Genomic DNA, 17,813 nt, shown 5'->3' on the forward strand with positions numbered 1-17,813 from the left:
CCACAGAGCTTATTCGGCTGAAAATCACCGATTTCCCCACCAAAATCGCTATTTCTAGCAAAATAACGCTTCTACGGATCGTTAGAATTTCAAACCCGCTTTTTTGGGATGAATAGCGTTCCTGGGGATCGTTAGAATTTTGGACTAGAAAATTTCAGGGGCACGAGCCGGGCCTGCTGCAGCAGTTTCATTCACATACATCACTTATTCGCACCACCCGGCTATTCCACCTACTCTCACACTTCTCTTCCTTCTTCCTGCCTGTTCCAGTGTCTATTCATTATGGTGTTCCATCTCCGTATGTGCAGTCTTCAACGATAAAACAAAAAGAGGACCCCAATCGTTGTTCACGATTTCGATCCCCGTATAGCCAATGCGCGCTTCTCCAGTTATTTTAGTTATTCAGTTATTTCAGTTATTTCAGTTCTACCACCAGATGCATAACAACTATGTTTTTAATCACGTTCGCGCCAAAATACCCCGGATTCGTCTCGTTCCACTTGCTCCAACACATCCTCGAAATCGAAACATGGCACAACAATCTCTGCCGGACTCCAGCTGTGCTGATCATCGCTAGCGTATACCTTCCACTGCTCTCCCTCCCAATAAAAGCGAGCAATCGGCATTCGCTCCCACTGATGTCGTTGTCCAGCAGGACGTTCTTCGCTCAGAATCAACTCATTATCCTTCATCTCATAGGTTAAATTCACCATCGTCCGTAGCTCTGCTGGTACTTTCTCATGGACATAACCGTTCATCAAGGATACAATGCGTCGCTGCGTAAACATATCCAACATGGGAGAGACCTCCTTATCAAAAACTCCTCTTATCATGCTTACCAGCTGGACTTGGTAACTCCCGGGATCTGACCTTGATGAGCCAGTTCACGGAATTTGATCCGGGAAACTTTGAATTTGCGCAAATATCCGCGTGGACGGCCAGTGATCTCGCAACGACTTTTCAATCGCGTTGGTGAAGCGTCACGGGGTAACTTTTGCAGAGCCTCATAATCACCTTTTTCCTTCAGTTCACGGCGCAGTTCCGCATACTTTGCCACGACTGCCTGACGTTGTTTCTCACGCACAACCTTTGATTTTTTAGCCATCTTCTACAGCTCCTTTGTTAGATTTTTTAGATGATTGATGAAAAGTATCTCGGCCGACGAACTCCATCAGGTTGTCCTACTCTAAAGCCCAGATCACTTAAGCTCTTACACACTAGCTTTCCTTACACTGTTAAGCCTCTCTTACATAGCCTCTACAGGCCAAGGTAACGGATTCTCAAAATGTCCCCAATCCGCCAGCATCTCTTCATCGCTGAGCAGACATTGATCCAGTTCATCCTCAATGATGGAACGCTCCATATCAATGCCGATCATGACCAGTTCTGTTTGGCGGTCGCCCCACTCGGCATCCCATTTTGCAAGCACATCCGGCTCTGTCCGCAAAATCTCTTGCTTGTCCGCTTCCGGCAGCGCGGCAACCCAATGCCCGGCAGGCCCAAACTGAATGGACGGCCCCGCCTGACTTAGACTGGCAGCCACATCTCCTTCAGCGGCAAGCCATACCAGCCCTTTGGCACGTACAACCTCTTCCGGCCAGTAGCTCATGAATTCAGCCAGACGAGAAGGATGGAATGGCTTCCTGCGGCGGTACACAAATGATCCGATACCGTATTCTTCGGTCTCTGGCGTGTGGGACTCTTTTTCCAACTCCTGAATCCAGCCAGCCGACATGCTCACTTTCTCAAAATCAAACCGTCCCGTATTTAAAATCTCCACCGGGTTCACCTGTCCGTTCACCGTACGAATGATTTTGGCACTCGGCTGCAACTTGCGGATAATACCCTCCAGTTTGTGAAGCTCTGCCTCTTCCACAAGGTCACACTTGTTCAGCAGCAGCACATCACAGGTTTCGATCTGATCGATGAGTAAATCCACTACGTCACGGGTATCGTCTTCCCCGGTCGCCTGATTCCGGTCCAGCAAGCTCTGCCCTGAGGCATAATCATGCCAGAAACGGTTAACATCAACAACAGTGACGAGACAATCCAGCTTTGCCAGTCGTGTCAGATCGATGCCCGTCTCTTCATCGGCATATGTAAATGTCTGTGCCACCGGAACAGGTTCGCTGATGCCTGTCGACTCAATCAGGATGTAGTCATACTTGCCTTCGTTTACGAGCTTTTCAATCTCCTCCATCAGATCATCACGAAGAGTGCAACAGATGCATCCGTTAGACATTTCCACCAGTTTCTCTTCGGTACGGGAGAGCGTGGCCTCGCCTTTTACCATAGCCGCATCAATGTTGACCTCACTCATGTCGTTCACGATCACAGCAACTTTCAGCCCTTGGCGATTGTGTAGCACATGGTTCAGAACCGTTGTTTTGCCTGATCCAAGGTAACCGCTGAGAACGGTCACCGGTATTTGCTTTTGTGTCATACAGATCTACTCCTTATAGGTACAGTTCACCTTGATCGGTGGATTTCCGAATTTAATAGTAATAATTACGATTAACAACAATGACTATAATCCTGCTTGGCGTCGTTGTCAAATCTTTTTTCGTATCTCGTGCAAAAAAACAATGAAAAAAGCTTATGAATCCCCTGCATATTCGCATCCGTGATGCGCTTCGCAGAAGAACCACAAGCTTTATCTGTAACTCTTTATTTGTAACTATTCATTTGTAACTCTCTAGCTGTATCTCTTCATCTCTAGCTCTTTTTGCATAATCCTATTTCTTGCGACCTGTAATGCCTACTTTACCTTCTCCAATACTTTTATCTAAATCTACACCGTACCTTTGTCTTCCTTCTGCCTTCCAACTCAAGTCACTGGCGCAGTAATAGACTGATTCCCGGCCTCCATCCGCTGTCTGAAAAGTACCACCACGATCAAAGCGGCAACAGAGAGCAATGTACAAACGGTAAACATCACGGAATAAGAGCTGATCTGCACCACAACGCCCATCGCCAGCCCGCCTAGTGAAAAACCGAGATCATACGAGGACATAAATATGCCCATAAGCACGTACCTTGAATCCGCAGGCAATACAAAGGACAAATACGTGGTCAGCGTTGGATACAGTAAAGCCAGTGCAAAACCACTAAACACCGCAGAAATATACACAAATGGCCCCAGCATATCCATCAAGCTAAGCAGCTGTGTCCCCAGTGCCGCAGATAACATCAGACCTGCCATAAGCCACGTATTCCAGCTACCGTCTGACGGTATTTTTTTACGCAAAATGAATCGGCACAGGATTACCACCAGACCCTGAATCGTCAAAAAGATACCTGCACTCACTACACCTGTCGATACCATATAGAGCGGAAGAAACGTCGCTGTGGCTCCAAAAACACAGGAGGCAAACAACATGACCACACTGCTGACGAGTAGTGGTGTACTGCGCCAGATGCCACTGAACGATCGAAGCATATCCCCCAGCGTATATGTTTTGTTCTGCACTGTGCTCTGTGGTAAATCCACCTTGTACCCAAGCAACAAGGGTAATGCCGCCAGTCCAATCATCAACAGCGTAAACGCAAGCTCACTGGCGTTTTGCCAGATTTGCACGGCCAGAATCGGGATGACTAGCGAAGGCACCATCGTAAACAAGGTGTACATCGCCAGGCCTTGCGCACGATCCTTATCCTCCAGTCTTTCTACAATGCCTGCCTGCATCGTCATTGAAAAAAACGCGGTCGCCACGCCCTGCAATGCCCGTAGCCACAGGTACGTTTCTACCCCGGATACAATAAACAGTAGCAACGTCCCCGCATGTAACATCAGCAGCCATCGCATAACCCGGAGCGGTCCATACTTGCCCAGCATCTGTGCCGCAAATGGTCGGAGCAGCATACAGGTGAACATGTAACTGCCCATCATCAGACCAATTTCAGCCTGATTTAACCCGGCCGTTTCACTGCGCAAAGGCAAAATAATCGTCAACGCCGCATTCGCCGCAAAAAACAAAAAAGCCAGTATGTAAAACCCGATAAAGGAAAACGATACCGGGTCTAATTTTCCACTGGATGTTGTTGTTATAGAAGATTTCAATCGTTCATACCTGCTTTCTCTGACACGTACCCACGACCCACGTTCCCGTTCCCTGGCCGTCAGCTCATGAAGTTCCGGTTAGTCGCTTTACGCCGTTCATAGGCAAAAACGATCATTACCGCTCCTAGAATAGCACAGATCGTGTACATAAATGAATAGGAAGACATGTCAGCGATTGGCCCCATGACTGCACCACCCAGCGAAATGCCCAAATCAGCCGTCGCAATAAACAAACCCATGAGTACATTGCGGTTCAGTTGAGGCAAAACAAAGGACAGATACGTCGTGAGCGTTGGATACAAAATGGCTTGAGCGATCCCCATCAGAACTGCACCCAAATAAAAGAAGAGCATACCTCCCGTAACGGAAAAACTCACACACTGTGCCGCAACAGCCAGCAACAGCATCGTGGTCATGATAAACGGTGAATGCCACTTCCCGTCCGAAGGAATGCGTTTGCGGAGTGCGATTCGAGTCAGCACCACTGTACCCGCCTGCAACATCAAGTATACGCCAGCATTGCCGCTAGGAACCTGACTTGCATACAGCGGAATAAATGTAGTCACCGCGCCAAATACCACCGATGCACTCAGCATCAGCACACTGCAGCGGAACAACAATGGATTTCTCACCAGCTGTCCGAAGGACTCCCACATACTCACGTTCTGCCTGGATGCATCTGCAGCGGACTGCGGCCCCTCCTTATCTTTTTCCATCTTGGCAGTATAGCCGAATATCCCGGTACAAACTGCAATCGCGATCAGCACCACTGTAAAATAATCCATGCCTCCGGTCTGCCAAATGGCTAAAGCCAGCACCGGGCCAACAATGCCCGGAACGTAACTGAACAGCGAATAATAAGAAATGCCCTGAGAACGGTCTTTCTCCGGTAGTGCATCAATGATGCCCATCTGTAGCGCCATGGAAAAAAAGGCGGTCGATACTCCCTGCAAAATACGGGCAAGCAGATAACCGCCAAGCCCTGTAAACGTGTAGAGAATCAGCGCAAACCCATTGATAATCAAAATAATTCGTAACACTTTGATCGGCCCGTGCTTTTGAATAATTTTACCTGCCCACGGTCTGAAAAACATCGTTGTAAACATATACGCACCCATAATCAGCCCGATCGTCGTACTGCCCGCACCGAGGAAGGCCCCCTGTAATGGAATAATCACATTCAGAATGGCATTGGCACTGAAGTAGAGCAGCACCAAAATGTACAAACGCAAAAAAGGCCATGACATTGCCCCACTCACAACAAATGTTCCCCCTTACTTATAATGCTCTCCCAACTTACACACGCAGGCGGCTCCCCCCGCTTCTACTCAAAACGCGTCTTTTCCCTTTCAATCACAACCGTCTCCCCCACGCTACAATGAAATGAGATGGCTCAACAATTGTTGCGCATAGTCGGACTGCACATGTTTTAACTGATCAACCAAAACCGTCTCTTCAATCTGGCCTTCTCTGAAAAAAACAAACCTGTCGCAGATATAGGCCGCCGCCTGAATGTCGTGCGTAATGAAGACATAACTCATCTTGTACAGGCTTTTCAATGATCTCAGCAACTGCAAAACCTGAATCTGGACCGACACATCCAGCGAGCTGACGGCTTCGTCCAGTACAAGGTACTGCGGCTCTGTCGACACTGCTCTCGCGATGCAGACTCGCTGTGCTTCCCCGCCGGACAGCTCATGCGGATACTTAAGACGATAAGATGAGTCCAGTCCAACTTGGGTAAGTAGCATATCCACTTTGGCATGAATTGGCTGTCCTTGTCCTGACTTTTGGAGTGCCTTCATCGGCTCCATAATCGCATCCTTTACCGTAAGAAACGGATTGATCGAGGAGGTATAGTTTTGAAAAACCGCGCTGATGCGGCCCATCCGCACGCGCCGGTCTTTCACATCTTTTCCCTCCAGCCGGATGACGCCGCGATCCGGGCTTTCCAGTCCCAGCATCAACCGACCCAGTGTGGATTTGCCGCTGCCGCTTTCGCCAATAATGCCGAGGCATTCACCATGCCGGCATTCCATGGTCACCTTTTTCAACACTTGCTTCCGATGCTTCGAGAACAGTCCGCCTTGGACATATGATTTCTCAATCTGCTCTACCGTTAGCATCTATGATCCCTCCTGCATCAAAGCTTTGAAATGATTGCTCAGTTCCAACCGGGTAGATACGAGATAGCGGGTATACGCATGTGCAGGCTCCTGCAAAACAGATTGCATGCTACCCTGCTCCACAATCTTGCCGTCTTTCATGACCATCACCTCATCCGCGATCTTCTGCACAACCCCGAGATCATGGGAAATAAAGATCATGGAGCACCCCATGCGTTCACGCAGCTGAATCAGCTGCTCCAGCACTTCGTACTGGGAGATCGTGTCCAGCGCCGTGGTTGGCTCATCCGCAATAATCAGATCCGGTTCGAGCACAAGTGCGAGCGCGATCATGATTCGTTGCAACATACCGCCAGACAGTTGATGGGGATATTTGTTCAGAATTTCTGTGGGATTTCGGAGCATAACACTCTCCATCGCTTGCTGCATTCTCCGCTCCAGTTCACGGTTGTTCCAATGGTAATGCGTCTGCAACGTCTCCCGGATATGTACACCGATTACACAGGAAGGATCGAATGCACTCATACCCTGCTGCAAAATCATACACAGCTTCTTGCCTCTTCGACGCCGCATCTCCTTTTCGGAGAGCTGATTCAGATCTGTGCCCTGAAACAGCATCTTTCCCGATTGGCGCATATTAGGCTTATCCAGCCGCATCAACGCTCTGCATGTGACTGATTTGCCGCTGCCGCTCTCCCCAACAATCGCCATGCAGCTCCCTTGCCGCACCGTAAATGAACTGTCATGAACAATGGCCTGATTGGTATGCGTATCCCACACTTTCAGATGCTCAACCTCGACTATATTCATAGGCCGCCTTTCTCACCTCTCTTTCACGAGATTTATCCCGCTTGCCTGGAGAGGTCATTAATTTCGGGTCTAGTGCCACCTGAAGTGCATCTGATAAAAAGTTAAAAGCCGATACCACCACAACGATCGCAAGCCCCGGTGCAAGCATCAATTCCGGTCTGGAAAACATGACTTGTCTCGCCTCATTCAGCATCATGCCCCACTCTGCATGGGGTGCCTGAATGCCCAGACCAAGGAAGGATAGCCCCGACACCTGCAGCATCATGGAACACATCGCGCCACTGGAGATTACCGCGATATCGGCAAAGGTTACCGGAATGATGTGACGTGTAATGATGGTTAGGCTCGGTATACCCGAAGCTTTGGCGAATTTCACATAATCCATGTCCGAGAATTGCATCACGGATGTACGGATGACACGCGCAAACCAGGCCCATTTCATACAGACAAACGCGATCAGAATATTTTCAAGCTCCGCGCCCAAAATGCCAACCACCGCCAGCGTCATCACATATCCGGGAAAAGACAGCATAATGTCACAGATTCGCATCAACCAAGCATCCACTTTGCCTTTGAAATACCCTGCCACAAATCCCGCCGCCGCACCGATCAGTACCGAGAAACCGAGTGCCGCCAGCACCCATAACACACTCGGACGGATACCGTAGATCATTCTGGATAAGACACATCGACCAAGATGATCATTGCCTAACAGATAGGGCCAGGAAGGTGAGGCATAACGCAGCTTCATGTTGACGGCTCCGGGGTCATGAGGGGCAACGAGGGGCGCACAGATCCCCAGAACAATGGTCACGATAATAACGGCCAGCGAGGTCACGGCAAGTTTGTCACGGCTCAGATTTTTGAATAGTCGCATCAGATTTCCTTTCTTAAACGCGGATTCAGCGCTGCATTGATCATGTCCGAAAGCATGTTAAATAACACAAACGTTACCGCCAAAATAAGCACATACGCCTGAATGATGGGAAAATCCCGACTCAGAATCGACTTTACACTCAGCCGGCCAAGCCCTGGCCATGCAAATACATTTTCAATAACAACGGTACTTCCCAGTACAATTGGAATCGCCATGCAGAAGATCGACACCGCGACTTGCAGGGAGTTACGCAGGATATGCAGCATGACCTTCCGCTCGCTAAGGCCGCTCGCGCGCGCATATAACACATAATCCTCATTCATGTTGCTCAGCATTGCACTGCGTACGGTTCGAAAATAAATGCCCGTATAACTGACCGTTATCACCAGCACAGGCAGAATGTAGCTGCGATAAGAGTCCATGCCACTGGTCGGCAGCAGGTCGAGTTTCACCGAAAAATACCAGATCAGGATGGCCGCAAGCCAATAAGACGGCATCGCTGTCAGGAAAAAGGAAATACCTCTAACCGATTGATCCAGCATCTTCCCTTCTTTCAGGGCGCAGAGAACACCAAGCGCTATGGATAACAGAATGATGAAGACGGAGGATACCAGCGTAAGCTTTAACGTGTTCAGTAAAGCCGGCCCGATTAATGACCACACGGACTCACCGGACACGTAAGAATATCCAAAGTCAAACTGCACAACGGCCGCCATCCAGTCCATATAACGAACGAGGAAAGGCTGGTTAAAACCCAGCGCTTCATTCGTTTGAGCGATCAGTTCATCGGTGATCTGCGGTACATCCTGAGCCTGCAGGACAACGACTGCCGGGTCGAGCGGGGAAAGATTGATCAACAGAAAAGTAATCAACGAAATAACGACCAGCAAAGGGATGGTCAGCAGCAGTCGTTTGGCAATATAACTTCCCATATCCCTCCCCCTCTACTCGAATTTCATCTTTTCAAACGGCAATTCATACTGTGTCTGTTTAAAGGTAATGCCTTGCAGACGTTTCGGAGCAACAATGGTGACACGCCCGTTTGTAAGCGGGATGAACACCGCTTCATCATGTACGATGTTTAAAATATCCGCATAAAGTGCTTTTCTCGATTCTCCATGTTGAGATGCGGTTGCTGAGTCATCGTCGGTCGAGCTCATCACCTGATCGATTTTCCGATACAGTTCATCCGCTTCGGCAATGCCGCTTGTTGTATGTTTGTACGCCGAATCCGATGTAAACGCGGCGATGGTGCTCTGCGGGTCATACGCCAGTCCCCAGGTCTGGTTGAACAACAGGTCATATTCCCCGGTCGCTCTTCGGTTCGCAATGGAAGAGGACTCCTCGCCTGTCAGATCCAGTTCCAAACCGATCTCTTTCATCGCATACTGGATGAACTCCGCCTGCATTTTCTGAGAGGACGAGTTGCTGTCATAATACAGTTTCATCGCTAAAGGTTGGCCGTTCTTTGTACGCACCGTCTTGCCCTCTGCCAAAGTCCAGCCTGCCTGATCCAGCAGACGTTTGGCGGCTTCCGGATCATACGTTCGAACCTTTAGATCGACATTGGCGTAGTTCACATTCGATGAAAACAACGTACTCGCTACCGTCTGCGTGCCATTGAAAATATCCTTGCTGATCGTCTCCCGATCAATACCGATCCATAACGCTTCCCGCACAGCCTTTTCGTGAACCGGGCTGTTCTGCCTGCTGCTATTCGCCACAATCATGGCCGTGTTCATCGCATCACTTCGCACCACCTGATACTCGCCGGATGCAGCCAGCTGATCCATCGCTTCTACGTCAATGCTGTCTGCCCCGCGGTCATCCGTGAAGACAAAGTTGATCTCCCCTTTTTGCAGTGCCAAATAGGTCGTTTCTCCGGCCGGAAGCACTTTGGCCGTGATTTTCTGAATGGCAGGCACACCGCCCCAGTATTCCGCATTGGCTTCAAAGGTGGCATTTTCTTCGACCTTGTGCCCGATTAACTTGTACGGCCCAGTCCCATGGAAACCGTTCACTCCGTCCCTGGTTCCACCATTTTTGAAATCCTTTGGTGAGATAAAGACATACGGCCTGGTCATGGACAACTCCACGAGCGTCGGATAATAGGCATCGGACAGATCCAACTCCACGGTGTATTCGTCCTTCACTTTGACATCCTTCAGCTTGGTGGAGAGCTTGATCCAGGCATGTTTCTCGGCATTGGCCTGAACCGCTTCGATATTCTGTTTGACCGCTTCGGCGTTAAATGGTTCGCCGTCATGGAACTTCACCCCTTTGCGCAGATGAAAGGTGTACGTTTTGCCGTCCTTGGAGATGTCCCATGATTCGGCCAGCAAGGGTTTGATTCCCTCAGCCGTGTTCTCGACCAGAGATTCATACACCATGCCTTGCGCAGGCATCGAGCCTGTGTACAGATGTGGGTTCATATCGTTAATATCTTTCGCGGAAGCATAGATAATTTCATTATTGATCTTACTGACTGATGATGCCGCTTGGCTGTTCTCCTTGGTGGCATTCTGAGCACAACCCGACATCATCGCAATGACAGCAACCAGTGTTACCATCCGTATAAAAACACGTCTTTTTCTCACCATAGTTCCCCCTGATAAACAAATAAAATTCAAGCAGATCATTGCTTTTTACTGCATGCCACTTCGATTGCAGGACCATCTTGCGATGCGACTTTCTTTCCTAAAGCTTTCAGCTCTGCTTCTTCAGATGTAATTAGACCTTACTGCCCTTAAGGCCGCTACAGATCATGCGAACATCTTGCCCAAACGACTGGATCACAAACGCGGTCGACAGGCGCTGATCTGGATGTCTACGCGTCACCTCCTGAAGCTTTGCTTCATATGTGGCAATGAAATGATCTATCGTTGGACAGTCGACATTCACATGTCTCGCGATGCCCTGAATCATTTTGATGCGGTAATAGTCTTCCTTGGGCATTCTCGGAACGTCGAGTTCACCCTCGCGGTTTATAAATATTTGTCGGAACGGCACAGCCGAGAAGTCAAAATATGTGCCAGCAGCATTCGGCTCCGAGAACGGATCAATCAATAATGAGGCGTACCGTATGTATAATAAATACTCCTGATGGATGGCCTCGAATTGATCAAATTTCTCGATATCCTGACGTGATAAACTCTCTAATCGCACCGGATAATTGTCATCCGTCATAAACTGCAGCAGGTTTACTCCCTGAATATGAAGTCTGTCTGTAATCTGCTCGATCTCCTGCCACTGTGACCGCATACTACAAATGAGCTTGGGTGTAATCGGCCCTTCGGGATAAAGCTTATAAACATATTTTTGAACACCTTGCTCACCAAAAATGGCCTCTAGCGAAAATTCGTTCATAAACAACGGTGGGTGTACGTACAGCGAAATATTCCTTGTTTCGGCTTCCAGTGGAGAAGACATGACGGCGAGTGATATATGCAACCGCTGGAATAAATCGCTTAATTGCCGTACATAGGTTGAAGAGGGAACCGTGGAGCCAATGTAAACCTTCTTTTTGACCCCCGTGGTGATCACTTCATTCGACGGTTGTTCATGCATCCAGCGAGTATCGCCCAAGTAGGTGGAAAAGCTGATGATTTCCGGGAAAGCATTCCGCTCAAGCAAATACTGACTCACCAGGAGACTGGAACCAAAGGTAGGGGAAACCAAAATAATGTATTTCAGTTGTTTGATGAACTCATCATTGATTTCTTGGAGTACATCGATATAAGCATCCGTGGTGACTGCCAATATTAGTGTATCCCACTCCCCTTCAAGGGTGTTGTATCCTTTAAATACTTGATCCACTGTACATCCCCCGGCCAAGGGTCGATGCTTCTCATTTTGAATCGTCACCTGAACCTGTTGCTGGCTCTGTTCCAGTGATGCAAAGAACGATGCTGACCGCACCGATTGCCTGCCCGCCATACCCACCTGACAGCCCAGATGTATTTTCAAGATTACCGCAAGCTGAATGGACACAGGACCCGTGCCGCATAACAGAACTTTTTCAACGCCGTTCATACATACCTCCCTATAAACAAATCATAGACCCAATTACACTTCACTCGACGTCTTACGCCTTCTGATACAACGCGATATCGAACACATCATGCGGGCGTAGAATGTTATCTGCCACTCTCCATTTGTTGCCGTCCGTCTCTTTCATAGGATAATTAAACAGTGATTTCAACCCATTGCCATACCGCATAGCTACAACGACTTGTTCATTGGTCAATGCGTATAATTGATCGAGCAAGTCATACTTGTTAGCCACCGTGGAGCTGAAAATAATATGAGTCGTCTGCCTGGTATACGCCAGATCCTCCAGCAGTTGCTGCTCTAAACGAATGTTCAAGCCTGCCCCTAGCTTCTCCACCACTTTTCGCCCAAGCGTGATCGCCTCTGCATCGATATCAATGCCAACCACCTCGGCTCCGGTACGTTTAGCGATTAGTAAAGGGGTCATCGGAAATGAACCGGAACCCACCAGCAGCACTTTGGACTCAGGTGTCACCTGAAAGCTGCCAAACTCTTTGTCGATGCACTCTTCGATATTTTTGAAATAATCCGCAATCTGCACTTCTCCAGCCTGCAGCTTCAATGCCCGATATTTCTCCATAATCGCGACGCACTGAGCGGACTTTTGTCTTAGCGCCTGAACTAGCGGATCAAGCTCCTGCAGTTCGTCTTGCCTCAACAACCCCCAAGCGATCTTGTGATCAGGGTCTGTCACAAACCGTGAATACTCGTTAATCACCGCTTCCAGTTCCGCGCTGTGCTCAAGCGTCTGATCATATCTGGCCGCAAGCTTGCCAAATTGTTCGGCAAAAACACGTAGTCTCATTTCCAAGTGGATCAACGTGATCATTACCTCTCCTCCTACACCTTGTCATGGTCAACCATCATACATCTCAGTCTCAGGTACCTGCTCAGACCTCTACAACGCTCCTGCTCTGCTCCTGTAAGGTATCAATGAAAGCCGTGCCATAGGCAACAATACCAACAGTTCCCTCAATCGTAATGGCCTTCACTCCTTGGGCCTCCCACTGAGCGGTCACCTTAATCGTACCTCCGGGTTGCTTGACCAACTGGGTGACTTCGCTCTGTCTAAGCCAGGCCTGATAAGCGCCTACAGAGGCCGTACCTGATCCGCAACCTCTCTCCCAGATCAGGCTATCCAGCTGCGGGACATAAATGAGGGGCGCCATCTCTTGCGTAGCAGGGTGAACTAACAACACACCGATCATTTTGTCTCCCATCGTGAGTCCCAGTAATCGTGCGAGATGTTCTGCCCTTCGTTTCATCAGGTCATCGACGTCCTGCACTTCAATCACGATGTGAATGAATTCGGCATACCGGACAATGACCAGATTCAGCTCCATACCTTCAAACGTAATCTTCCGCCGCTCGATCTGATCGGGAACAGGCATCGTAACCCGGCAATCATACCGATGCTCTTGCCGCTTCACATGACAGCTGATCAAGTGCTCTGTGCCTGAAACATCCAGCTTGATATTCATGGACGCTTGCTTCTCCAGCCCTGCTTCTGCTGCAATATGGGCTGCCAGTGCCATACAAGCATTGCCACAAAACTCTCCTCCTGCCATCTCCAAGCGGGCAACGGCTTCTGGCCTTCGTGGCTGCTTGATGAACCCGACTTGTTCAGCGTGAACATGATCATAGGACATCAGGCTGGAAGCGATATCACTGTAATGCTCGGCTGCGTGGTCCGTTCTCACCAGAAGGGTCATGTTCTGCGTCGGATTACATTTGATAAAATCAATCTCTTGTTTCATCGCGGCGGCGGCTCCTGTTCTTTAGACTCGAATTGAAGTTCTCCGTTGCATTACTTCGATATTAATAGTAATAATTACGATTAAAGGACGAGAAAAATATAGCACACTCATTGGTGGTCGTCAACAAATATTTCCATCTACGCCTGTTGTACAACCCGATTTTACGCGTACACTCCGGTGTTAGAATAACTGAAAAGTCCCTGCGGATTCCCCGACTTTTGAAAATAAAACAAAACAGAGCTGACGACTAGCGCCAGCTCTTAAGCCAATATGACAGATCGAGACTATGGATATAATCTGAACTAAAATTAATCGTCTACTTTCTTTTCAACATCAGTGCCTTTTTAAGCTTGCAGACGTTTCAAAGCCTGTTCAGCCAGCCCTGCCAGCAGATATGCACCAATTGGCAGAGCCTGCTCATCTACATCAAAACCCGGATGGTGCCACTCGTGCGGTCCCGATGTCCCGAGAAAGAGAAACAGACCCGGCACTTCTTTTTGATAAAAAGAAAAGTCCTCTCCTGCCGGCGAAGGCAGCGGTCTGACATGATTCAAACCCAGCTCATTCACGACTTGTTCTGAGTCCAATGCCAGCGATGCATCATTGACCACAGCAGGCGGTCCCTGAATCCAGCGTACCGTCGCCGTTGTGCCGTAGGCTGCAGCCACGCCAGCCACGACCTGGTTAAAACGTTCCCGGATATGGGCGCGCACCTTCTCGTCAAACGTGCGTACTGTGCCGTCAAGTACCGCTTCCTCCGGGATGACATTCCAGGCCGTACCGCTGTTCATTTTCGTAACGCTGAGTACTGCACTCTCCTGAGCACCTACATTCCGGCTGACAATGGCCTGCAACGCGATGACGATATGTGAAGCAACCACAATCGGATCGATGCCAGCCTCGGGTACAGCCGCATGGGTACCCACGCCTTGCACTTTAACCACAAAACCATCGGCTGCTGCCATCAATGCACCTTCGCGAATACCCACTGTGCCTACTCGCAGATCCGGTTTATTGTGTAAACCAAATATAGCCTGAACATCGGCGAGTGCTCTGCTCTGGATAACTTGGCGAGCACCTGTTGCCTTTTCTTCTGACGGTTGAAAAATCAATCGAATTCTACCTGGCAAACTCGATTCACGCCGTTTCAGTAAGCGTGCTGCTCCGATCAAAATGGCAGTGTGTGCATCATGCCCACATGCATGCATACGGTCCGGGATCTGTGAAGCAAACTCCAGCCTGGTTTCCTCCTGAATAGGCAGGGCATCGATGTCTGCCCGAAGCGCTACGACAGGGCCATTTCCCTGCCCTACCTCAGCAACAAGCCCTGTTCGCAGTTTATACTCATCGGCAAGGCGAACACCTTCCTCTTCCAGCCAGCCGCGAATAGCTGCTGTCGTTTCCTTTTCCTCACCAGACAGCTCGGGGTTACGATGAAGATGCCGCCGAATTGCAGTCAGATGTGCCGCGAACTCCTTCTCTTGTTCCGTATCTTCTACCCATGGCAATACATATTGGTGATCCAAAGTCTGCGCTACTTCCCGCTGTAGCTCGCTCTGCTCAACTTGCTGCTTCTCTTCTTCCGGCTGCACAAGCTGTCCTCTCGTCTGCTCCAGATCACTTTTCATCCTGGGCCCTCCTTTCAAGCTTCATTTATCCAATTTATAACGGTGAAATCTGGTTCGCCTTGTCAGTCCATCTATAATTGCCGTAGCAGTTCTCCAAAAGGCTCTGCAAATGGCGAATATTCTTCTTTTAAAGTCACCACACTGATCTGCAGCGACACACCTGCCACCTCATGGACTTGAATCGGAAACAGCTCCTGACGCTGTACTTCTTTCTTCACCGTTAACCCCGGGAGAAAAGCGATGCCTGCACCTTGCATAACCAATTTTTTCGCTGTTTCCGAATTATCCACATGATATGTAATATCCGGCGGATACTCCAGGGAGTCGAAGGCCCGGTGAATACGGAGCCAGTCCAATGAGCCACACTCGAAAAAGACCAGCTTTTCATTCCGGATCGCCTCCATGCTGACATGTCCGCTTTCAATGAAAGGATGTCCTCTGTACACGTATAGCTGTATCGGATCTTCGTAAAAAGCAACGGTACGGATCGCAGGGTGCATGACCTTGCGCACAAACGCGAGATCTATCTCCTGACCGAGCAGTTTGGCAATCAGTTGATCCGTTGTTGCTGTTGTCAGTTTGATGTTGACTTCAGGGTACGACTCTTTGATTCTGGGCAGAAAATCGGGAATGACATAATTGGACACGGACACCGTGCTTCCGAGGCGCAGTGCCTCAGGTGTCGTTCTACGCTGTTGGATTTTTTGTCTACCCTTCTGGATCACTTGTAGCACCTGCTGCGCATACGGCAAAAATTTGCGGCCTTCATCCGTCAGCACAATCTGCTTGCCTAGCCGGTCAAACAGCTTGCATCCCAGCTCCCTTTCCAATGATTGAATTCGTGCCGTAACCGAAGGCTGGGACAAGAAAAGTACTTCAGCCGCCTTATTGAAGCTTCCGTAATGATTGATATATACAAATGCTTCAATGTTCTCAATATTCATAGGCGCCTCCGCATCCTCTTAATTTCCTATAAAATTACTTGGTTTTAGGATATCGTAATACCATCCTTTTCCAGTGTCAATCTTAATTCTTCCAGAGACCGATCCAGACGTGCAGCAATATCTGCTGCAAGCGTGAATGTTCCGTCCTCGTTGCGCTCAATCGCCTGATCGACTGCGTATACGCCGCCAAGGATATGTCGTCCGCCGAGTGCGGTAAGCACAGGCTTCAAAGCATAATCAATAGCAAGCAAATGTGCAATTGAACCGCCAATAACGAGAGGCAGGGTCACCTTATCCCGGAGTCCTTCTTGGGGAATCAGGTCGAGAAACAGCTTCAGCACGCCCGAATAGGCTGCCTTATATACCGGAGTAGCCACAATAACGGCATCCGCTGCATCGACAATGGCAAGTGCGTCCTGAATGGCCGGACTGTCGAACTTGGCCTGTACCAGATCTTCAGCCGGCAAATCGGTCACCTGAATCACTTCAACTGAGATACCAGCTTTGCTTAACGTAAGGCTGCTATAATCCGTAAGTCCCGTCAAACGTGATCGCTTGGACGGGGTTCCTGCAATAATGACAACATGTGACATATTATTTTCCTCCTTGGAATAGCGGTCAAGCCGCTCCTTTTACTTTGGGATCAAGGCGATCACGAATATCGTCCCCAATCAGATTGACAGCCAGAACAAACAGCGTAATGGCCAGACCCGGGAATGTGCATATCCACCAAGCTACCGTCAGATACCCTCTCCCTTGGGACAGCAATGCACCCCAATCCGGAATTTCTTTGAGTACCCCGAGCCCGAGGAAACTGAGTCCAGACCCAGTCAGGATGGATGTACCTACCCCCAGCGTTGCCATTACGAGTAGCGGAGACAAGGAATGTGGCAGGACATGTTTCCAGAAAATGCGGGCATTGGAACCGCCCAGCGAGCGTGTGGCTGTAATGAAAGGCAGATTTTTGACAGACATCACCTGACCGCGCATCACCCTTGCATAGCCTGGTATCGACGCCACCGCAACAGCAAGTGCAATATTTAGCAGTCCCGGCCCAAGCGCCGCAGCAACAGATAAGGCGAGCAATACGCCTGGTACGGCCATAACAATATCCACCGCCCGCATCGTTACCGTATCAACCAATCCTCCTGCATATCCCGCTAGGATGCCAAGAGCACTGCCGACGAGACCCCCAACAAGCACGGAAGCAAAACCGATCAGCAAGGAATCCCGGCTCCCATGCACAACCACGCTGAAGATATCCCGGCCGAAATAGTCTGTACCGAACAGGTGTGCAGCAGAAGGAGCCTGTAGAATGGCATCCGTCATCATCTGTGTTGGATCATAAGGAGCAATCCAGCCAGGTACGATGGCACAGGCCACAGTAAAGATGACGATGAGCAGCGCGGCATACAAAAACAATTGCGATACTGCGGATGAGATGCGATGCTGCCAAGGCAGGCGGTTCCATCTCCACAGGCGAGCTTTTCCCGCGCTTCCTGCCCATGCCTTTTTGTGTCCCGTCAAAGGTTTCATGCTCATAAATATTAACGCCTCCTTC

General features: G+C 49.4%; 17 protein-coding genes. All 17 read right to left on the minus strand.

Translation table 11 applies throughout. The annotated features are described in order from the left end of the window. Positions 1 to 455: 455 nt before the first annotated feature. A complete protein-coding gene (locus tag Q9R46_RS27785) occupies positions 456 to 797 on the minus strand; it encodes a DUF3024 domain-containing protein (protein WP_311282525.1) in 342 nt (113 codons plus the stop codon). Positions 798 to 835: 38 nt separating this feature from the next. Next, positions 836 to 1,105, minus strand: coding sequence for a 30S ribosomal protein S14 (rpsN, locus tag Q9R46_RS27790; protein ID WP_311282526.1), 270 nt, complete (start codon positions 1,103 to 1,105; stop codon positions 836 to 838). Positions 1,106 to 1,246: 141 nt separating this feature from the next. Next, the gene (locus Q9R46_RS27795) at positions 1,247 to 2,443 is read right to left on the minus strand and encodes a GTP-binding protein (protein ID WP_311282527.1); all 1,197 of its coding nucleotides are present in this window, start codon (positions 2,441 to 2,443) and stop codon (positions 1,247 to 1,249) included. Positions 2,444 to 2,827: 384 nt separating this feature from the next. Further along, a complete protein-coding gene (gene cntE / locus Q9R46_RS27800) occupies positions 2,828 to 4,060 on the minus strand; it encodes a staphylopine family metallophore export MFS transporter CntE (protein ID WP_311282528.1) in 1,233 nt (410 codons plus the stop codon). Positions 4,061 to 4,119: 59 nt separating this feature from the next. After that, positions 4,120 to 5,319 carry a staphylopine family metallophore export MFS transporter CntE gene (gene cntE, locus Q9R46_RS27805; protein WP_311282529.1) on the minus strand — a complete coding sequence of 400 codons (1,200 nt, stop codon included), beginning with the start codon at positions 5,317 to 5,319 and terminating at the stop codon, positions 4,120 to 4,122. Positions 5,320 to 5,433: 114 nt separating this feature from the next. Then, positions 5,434 to 6,186 carry an ABC transporter ATP-binding protein gene (locus tag Q9R46_RS27810; RefSeq protein ID WP_311282530.1) on the minus strand — a complete coding sequence of 251 codons (753 nt, stop codon included), beginning with the start codon at positions 6,184 to 6,186 and terminating at the stop codon, positions 5,434 to 5,436. After that, positions 6,187 to 6,996, minus strand: a complete 810-nt coding sequence (cntD, locus tag Q9R46_RS27815; protein ID WP_311282531.1) for a staphylopine uptake ABC transporter ATP-binding protein CntD — start codon at positions 6,994 to 6,996, stop codon at positions 6,187 to 6,189. Then, complete coding sequence (cntC, locus tag Q9R46_RS27820; protein ID WP_311282532.1) at positions 6,977 to 7,873, minus strand: staphylopine uptake ABC transporter permease subunit CntC; 897 nt, start codon at positions 7,871 to 7,873, stop codon at positions 6,977 to 6,979. The genes cntD and cntC overlap by 20 nt, the downstream gene beginning before the upstream one ends. Beyond that, positions 7,873 to 8,805, minus strand: coding sequence for a nickel/cobalt ABC transporter permease (gene opp1B / locus Q9R46_RS27825; protein WP_311282533.1), 933 nt, complete (start codon positions 8,803 to 8,805; stop codon positions 7,873 to 7,875). Before opp1B ends, cntC begins: the two co-directional genes overlap by 1 nt. A gap of 12 nt (positions 8,806 to 8,817) precedes the next feature. After that, the gene (gene cntA / locus Q9R46_RS27830) at positions 8,818 to 10,470 is read right to left on the minus strand and encodes a staphylopine-dependent metal ABC transporter substrate-binding lipoprotein (protein WP_397386429.1); all 1,653 of its coding nucleotides are present in this window, start codon (positions 10,468 to 10,470) and stop codon (positions 8,818 to 8,820) included. A gap of 133 nt (positions 10,471 to 10,603) precedes the next feature. Beyond that, a complete protein-coding gene (locus tag Q9R46_RS27835; protein ID WP_311282534.1) occupies positions 10,604 to 11,905 on the minus strand; it encodes an opine metallophore biosynthesis dehydrogenase in 1,302 nt (433 codons plus the stop codon). A gap of 52 nt (positions 11,906 to 11,957) precedes the next feature. Further along, entirely contained in the window at positions 11,958 to 12,752 is a 795-nt protein-coding gene (locus Q9R46_RS27840; protein ID WP_311282535.1) for a nicotianamine synthase family protein, read from the minus strand. 61 nt (positions 12,753 to 12,813) lie between these two features. Then, positions 12,814 to 13,680 carry a histidine racemase CntK family protein gene (locus tag Q9R46_RS27845; RefSeq protein WP_311282536.1) on the minus strand — a complete coding sequence of 289 codons (867 nt, stop codon included), beginning with the start codon at positions 13,678 to 13,680 and terminating at the stop codon, positions 12,814 to 12,816. A 344-nt stretch (positions 13,681 to 14,024) separates the two neighbouring features. Further along, positions 14,025 to 15,308 carry an amidohydrolase gene (locus Q9R46_RS27850; protein WP_311282537.1) on the minus strand — a complete coding sequence of 428 codons (1,284 nt, stop codon included), beginning with the start codon at positions 15,306 to 15,308 and terminating at the stop codon, positions 14,025 to 14,027. A 71-nt stretch (positions 15,309 to 15,379) separates the two neighbouring features. After that, positions 15,380 to 16,252, minus strand: coding sequence for a LysR family transcriptional regulator (locus Q9R46_RS27855; RefSeq protein WP_090919340.1), 873 nt, complete (start codon positions 16,250 to 16,252; stop codon positions 15,380 to 15,382). Between the two features lie 44 nt (positions 16,253 to 16,296). Next, positions 16,297 to 16,845, minus strand: coding sequence for an NADPH-dependent FMN reductase (gene ssuE, locus Q9R46_RS27860; RefSeq protein ID WP_311282538.1), 549 nt, complete (start codon positions 16,843 to 16,845; stop codon positions 16,297 to 16,299). Positions 16,846 to 16,870: 25 nt separating this feature from the next. Next, on the minus strand, positions 16,871 to 17,794 hold the full coding sequence (locus Q9R46_RS27865) for an ABC transporter permease (protein WP_145414990.1): 924 nt from the start codon (positions 17,792 to 17,794) through the stop codon (positions 16,871 to 16,873). Between the last annotated feature and the right edge of the window lie 19 nt (positions 17,795 to 17,813).

The sequence above is a fragment of the Paenibacillus sp. RRE4 genome, from assembly GCF_031844205.1.
GTDB classification, from domain to species: Bacteria; Bacillota; Bacilli; order Paenibacillales; family Paenibacillaceae; genus Paenibacillus; species Paenibacillus xylanexedens_B.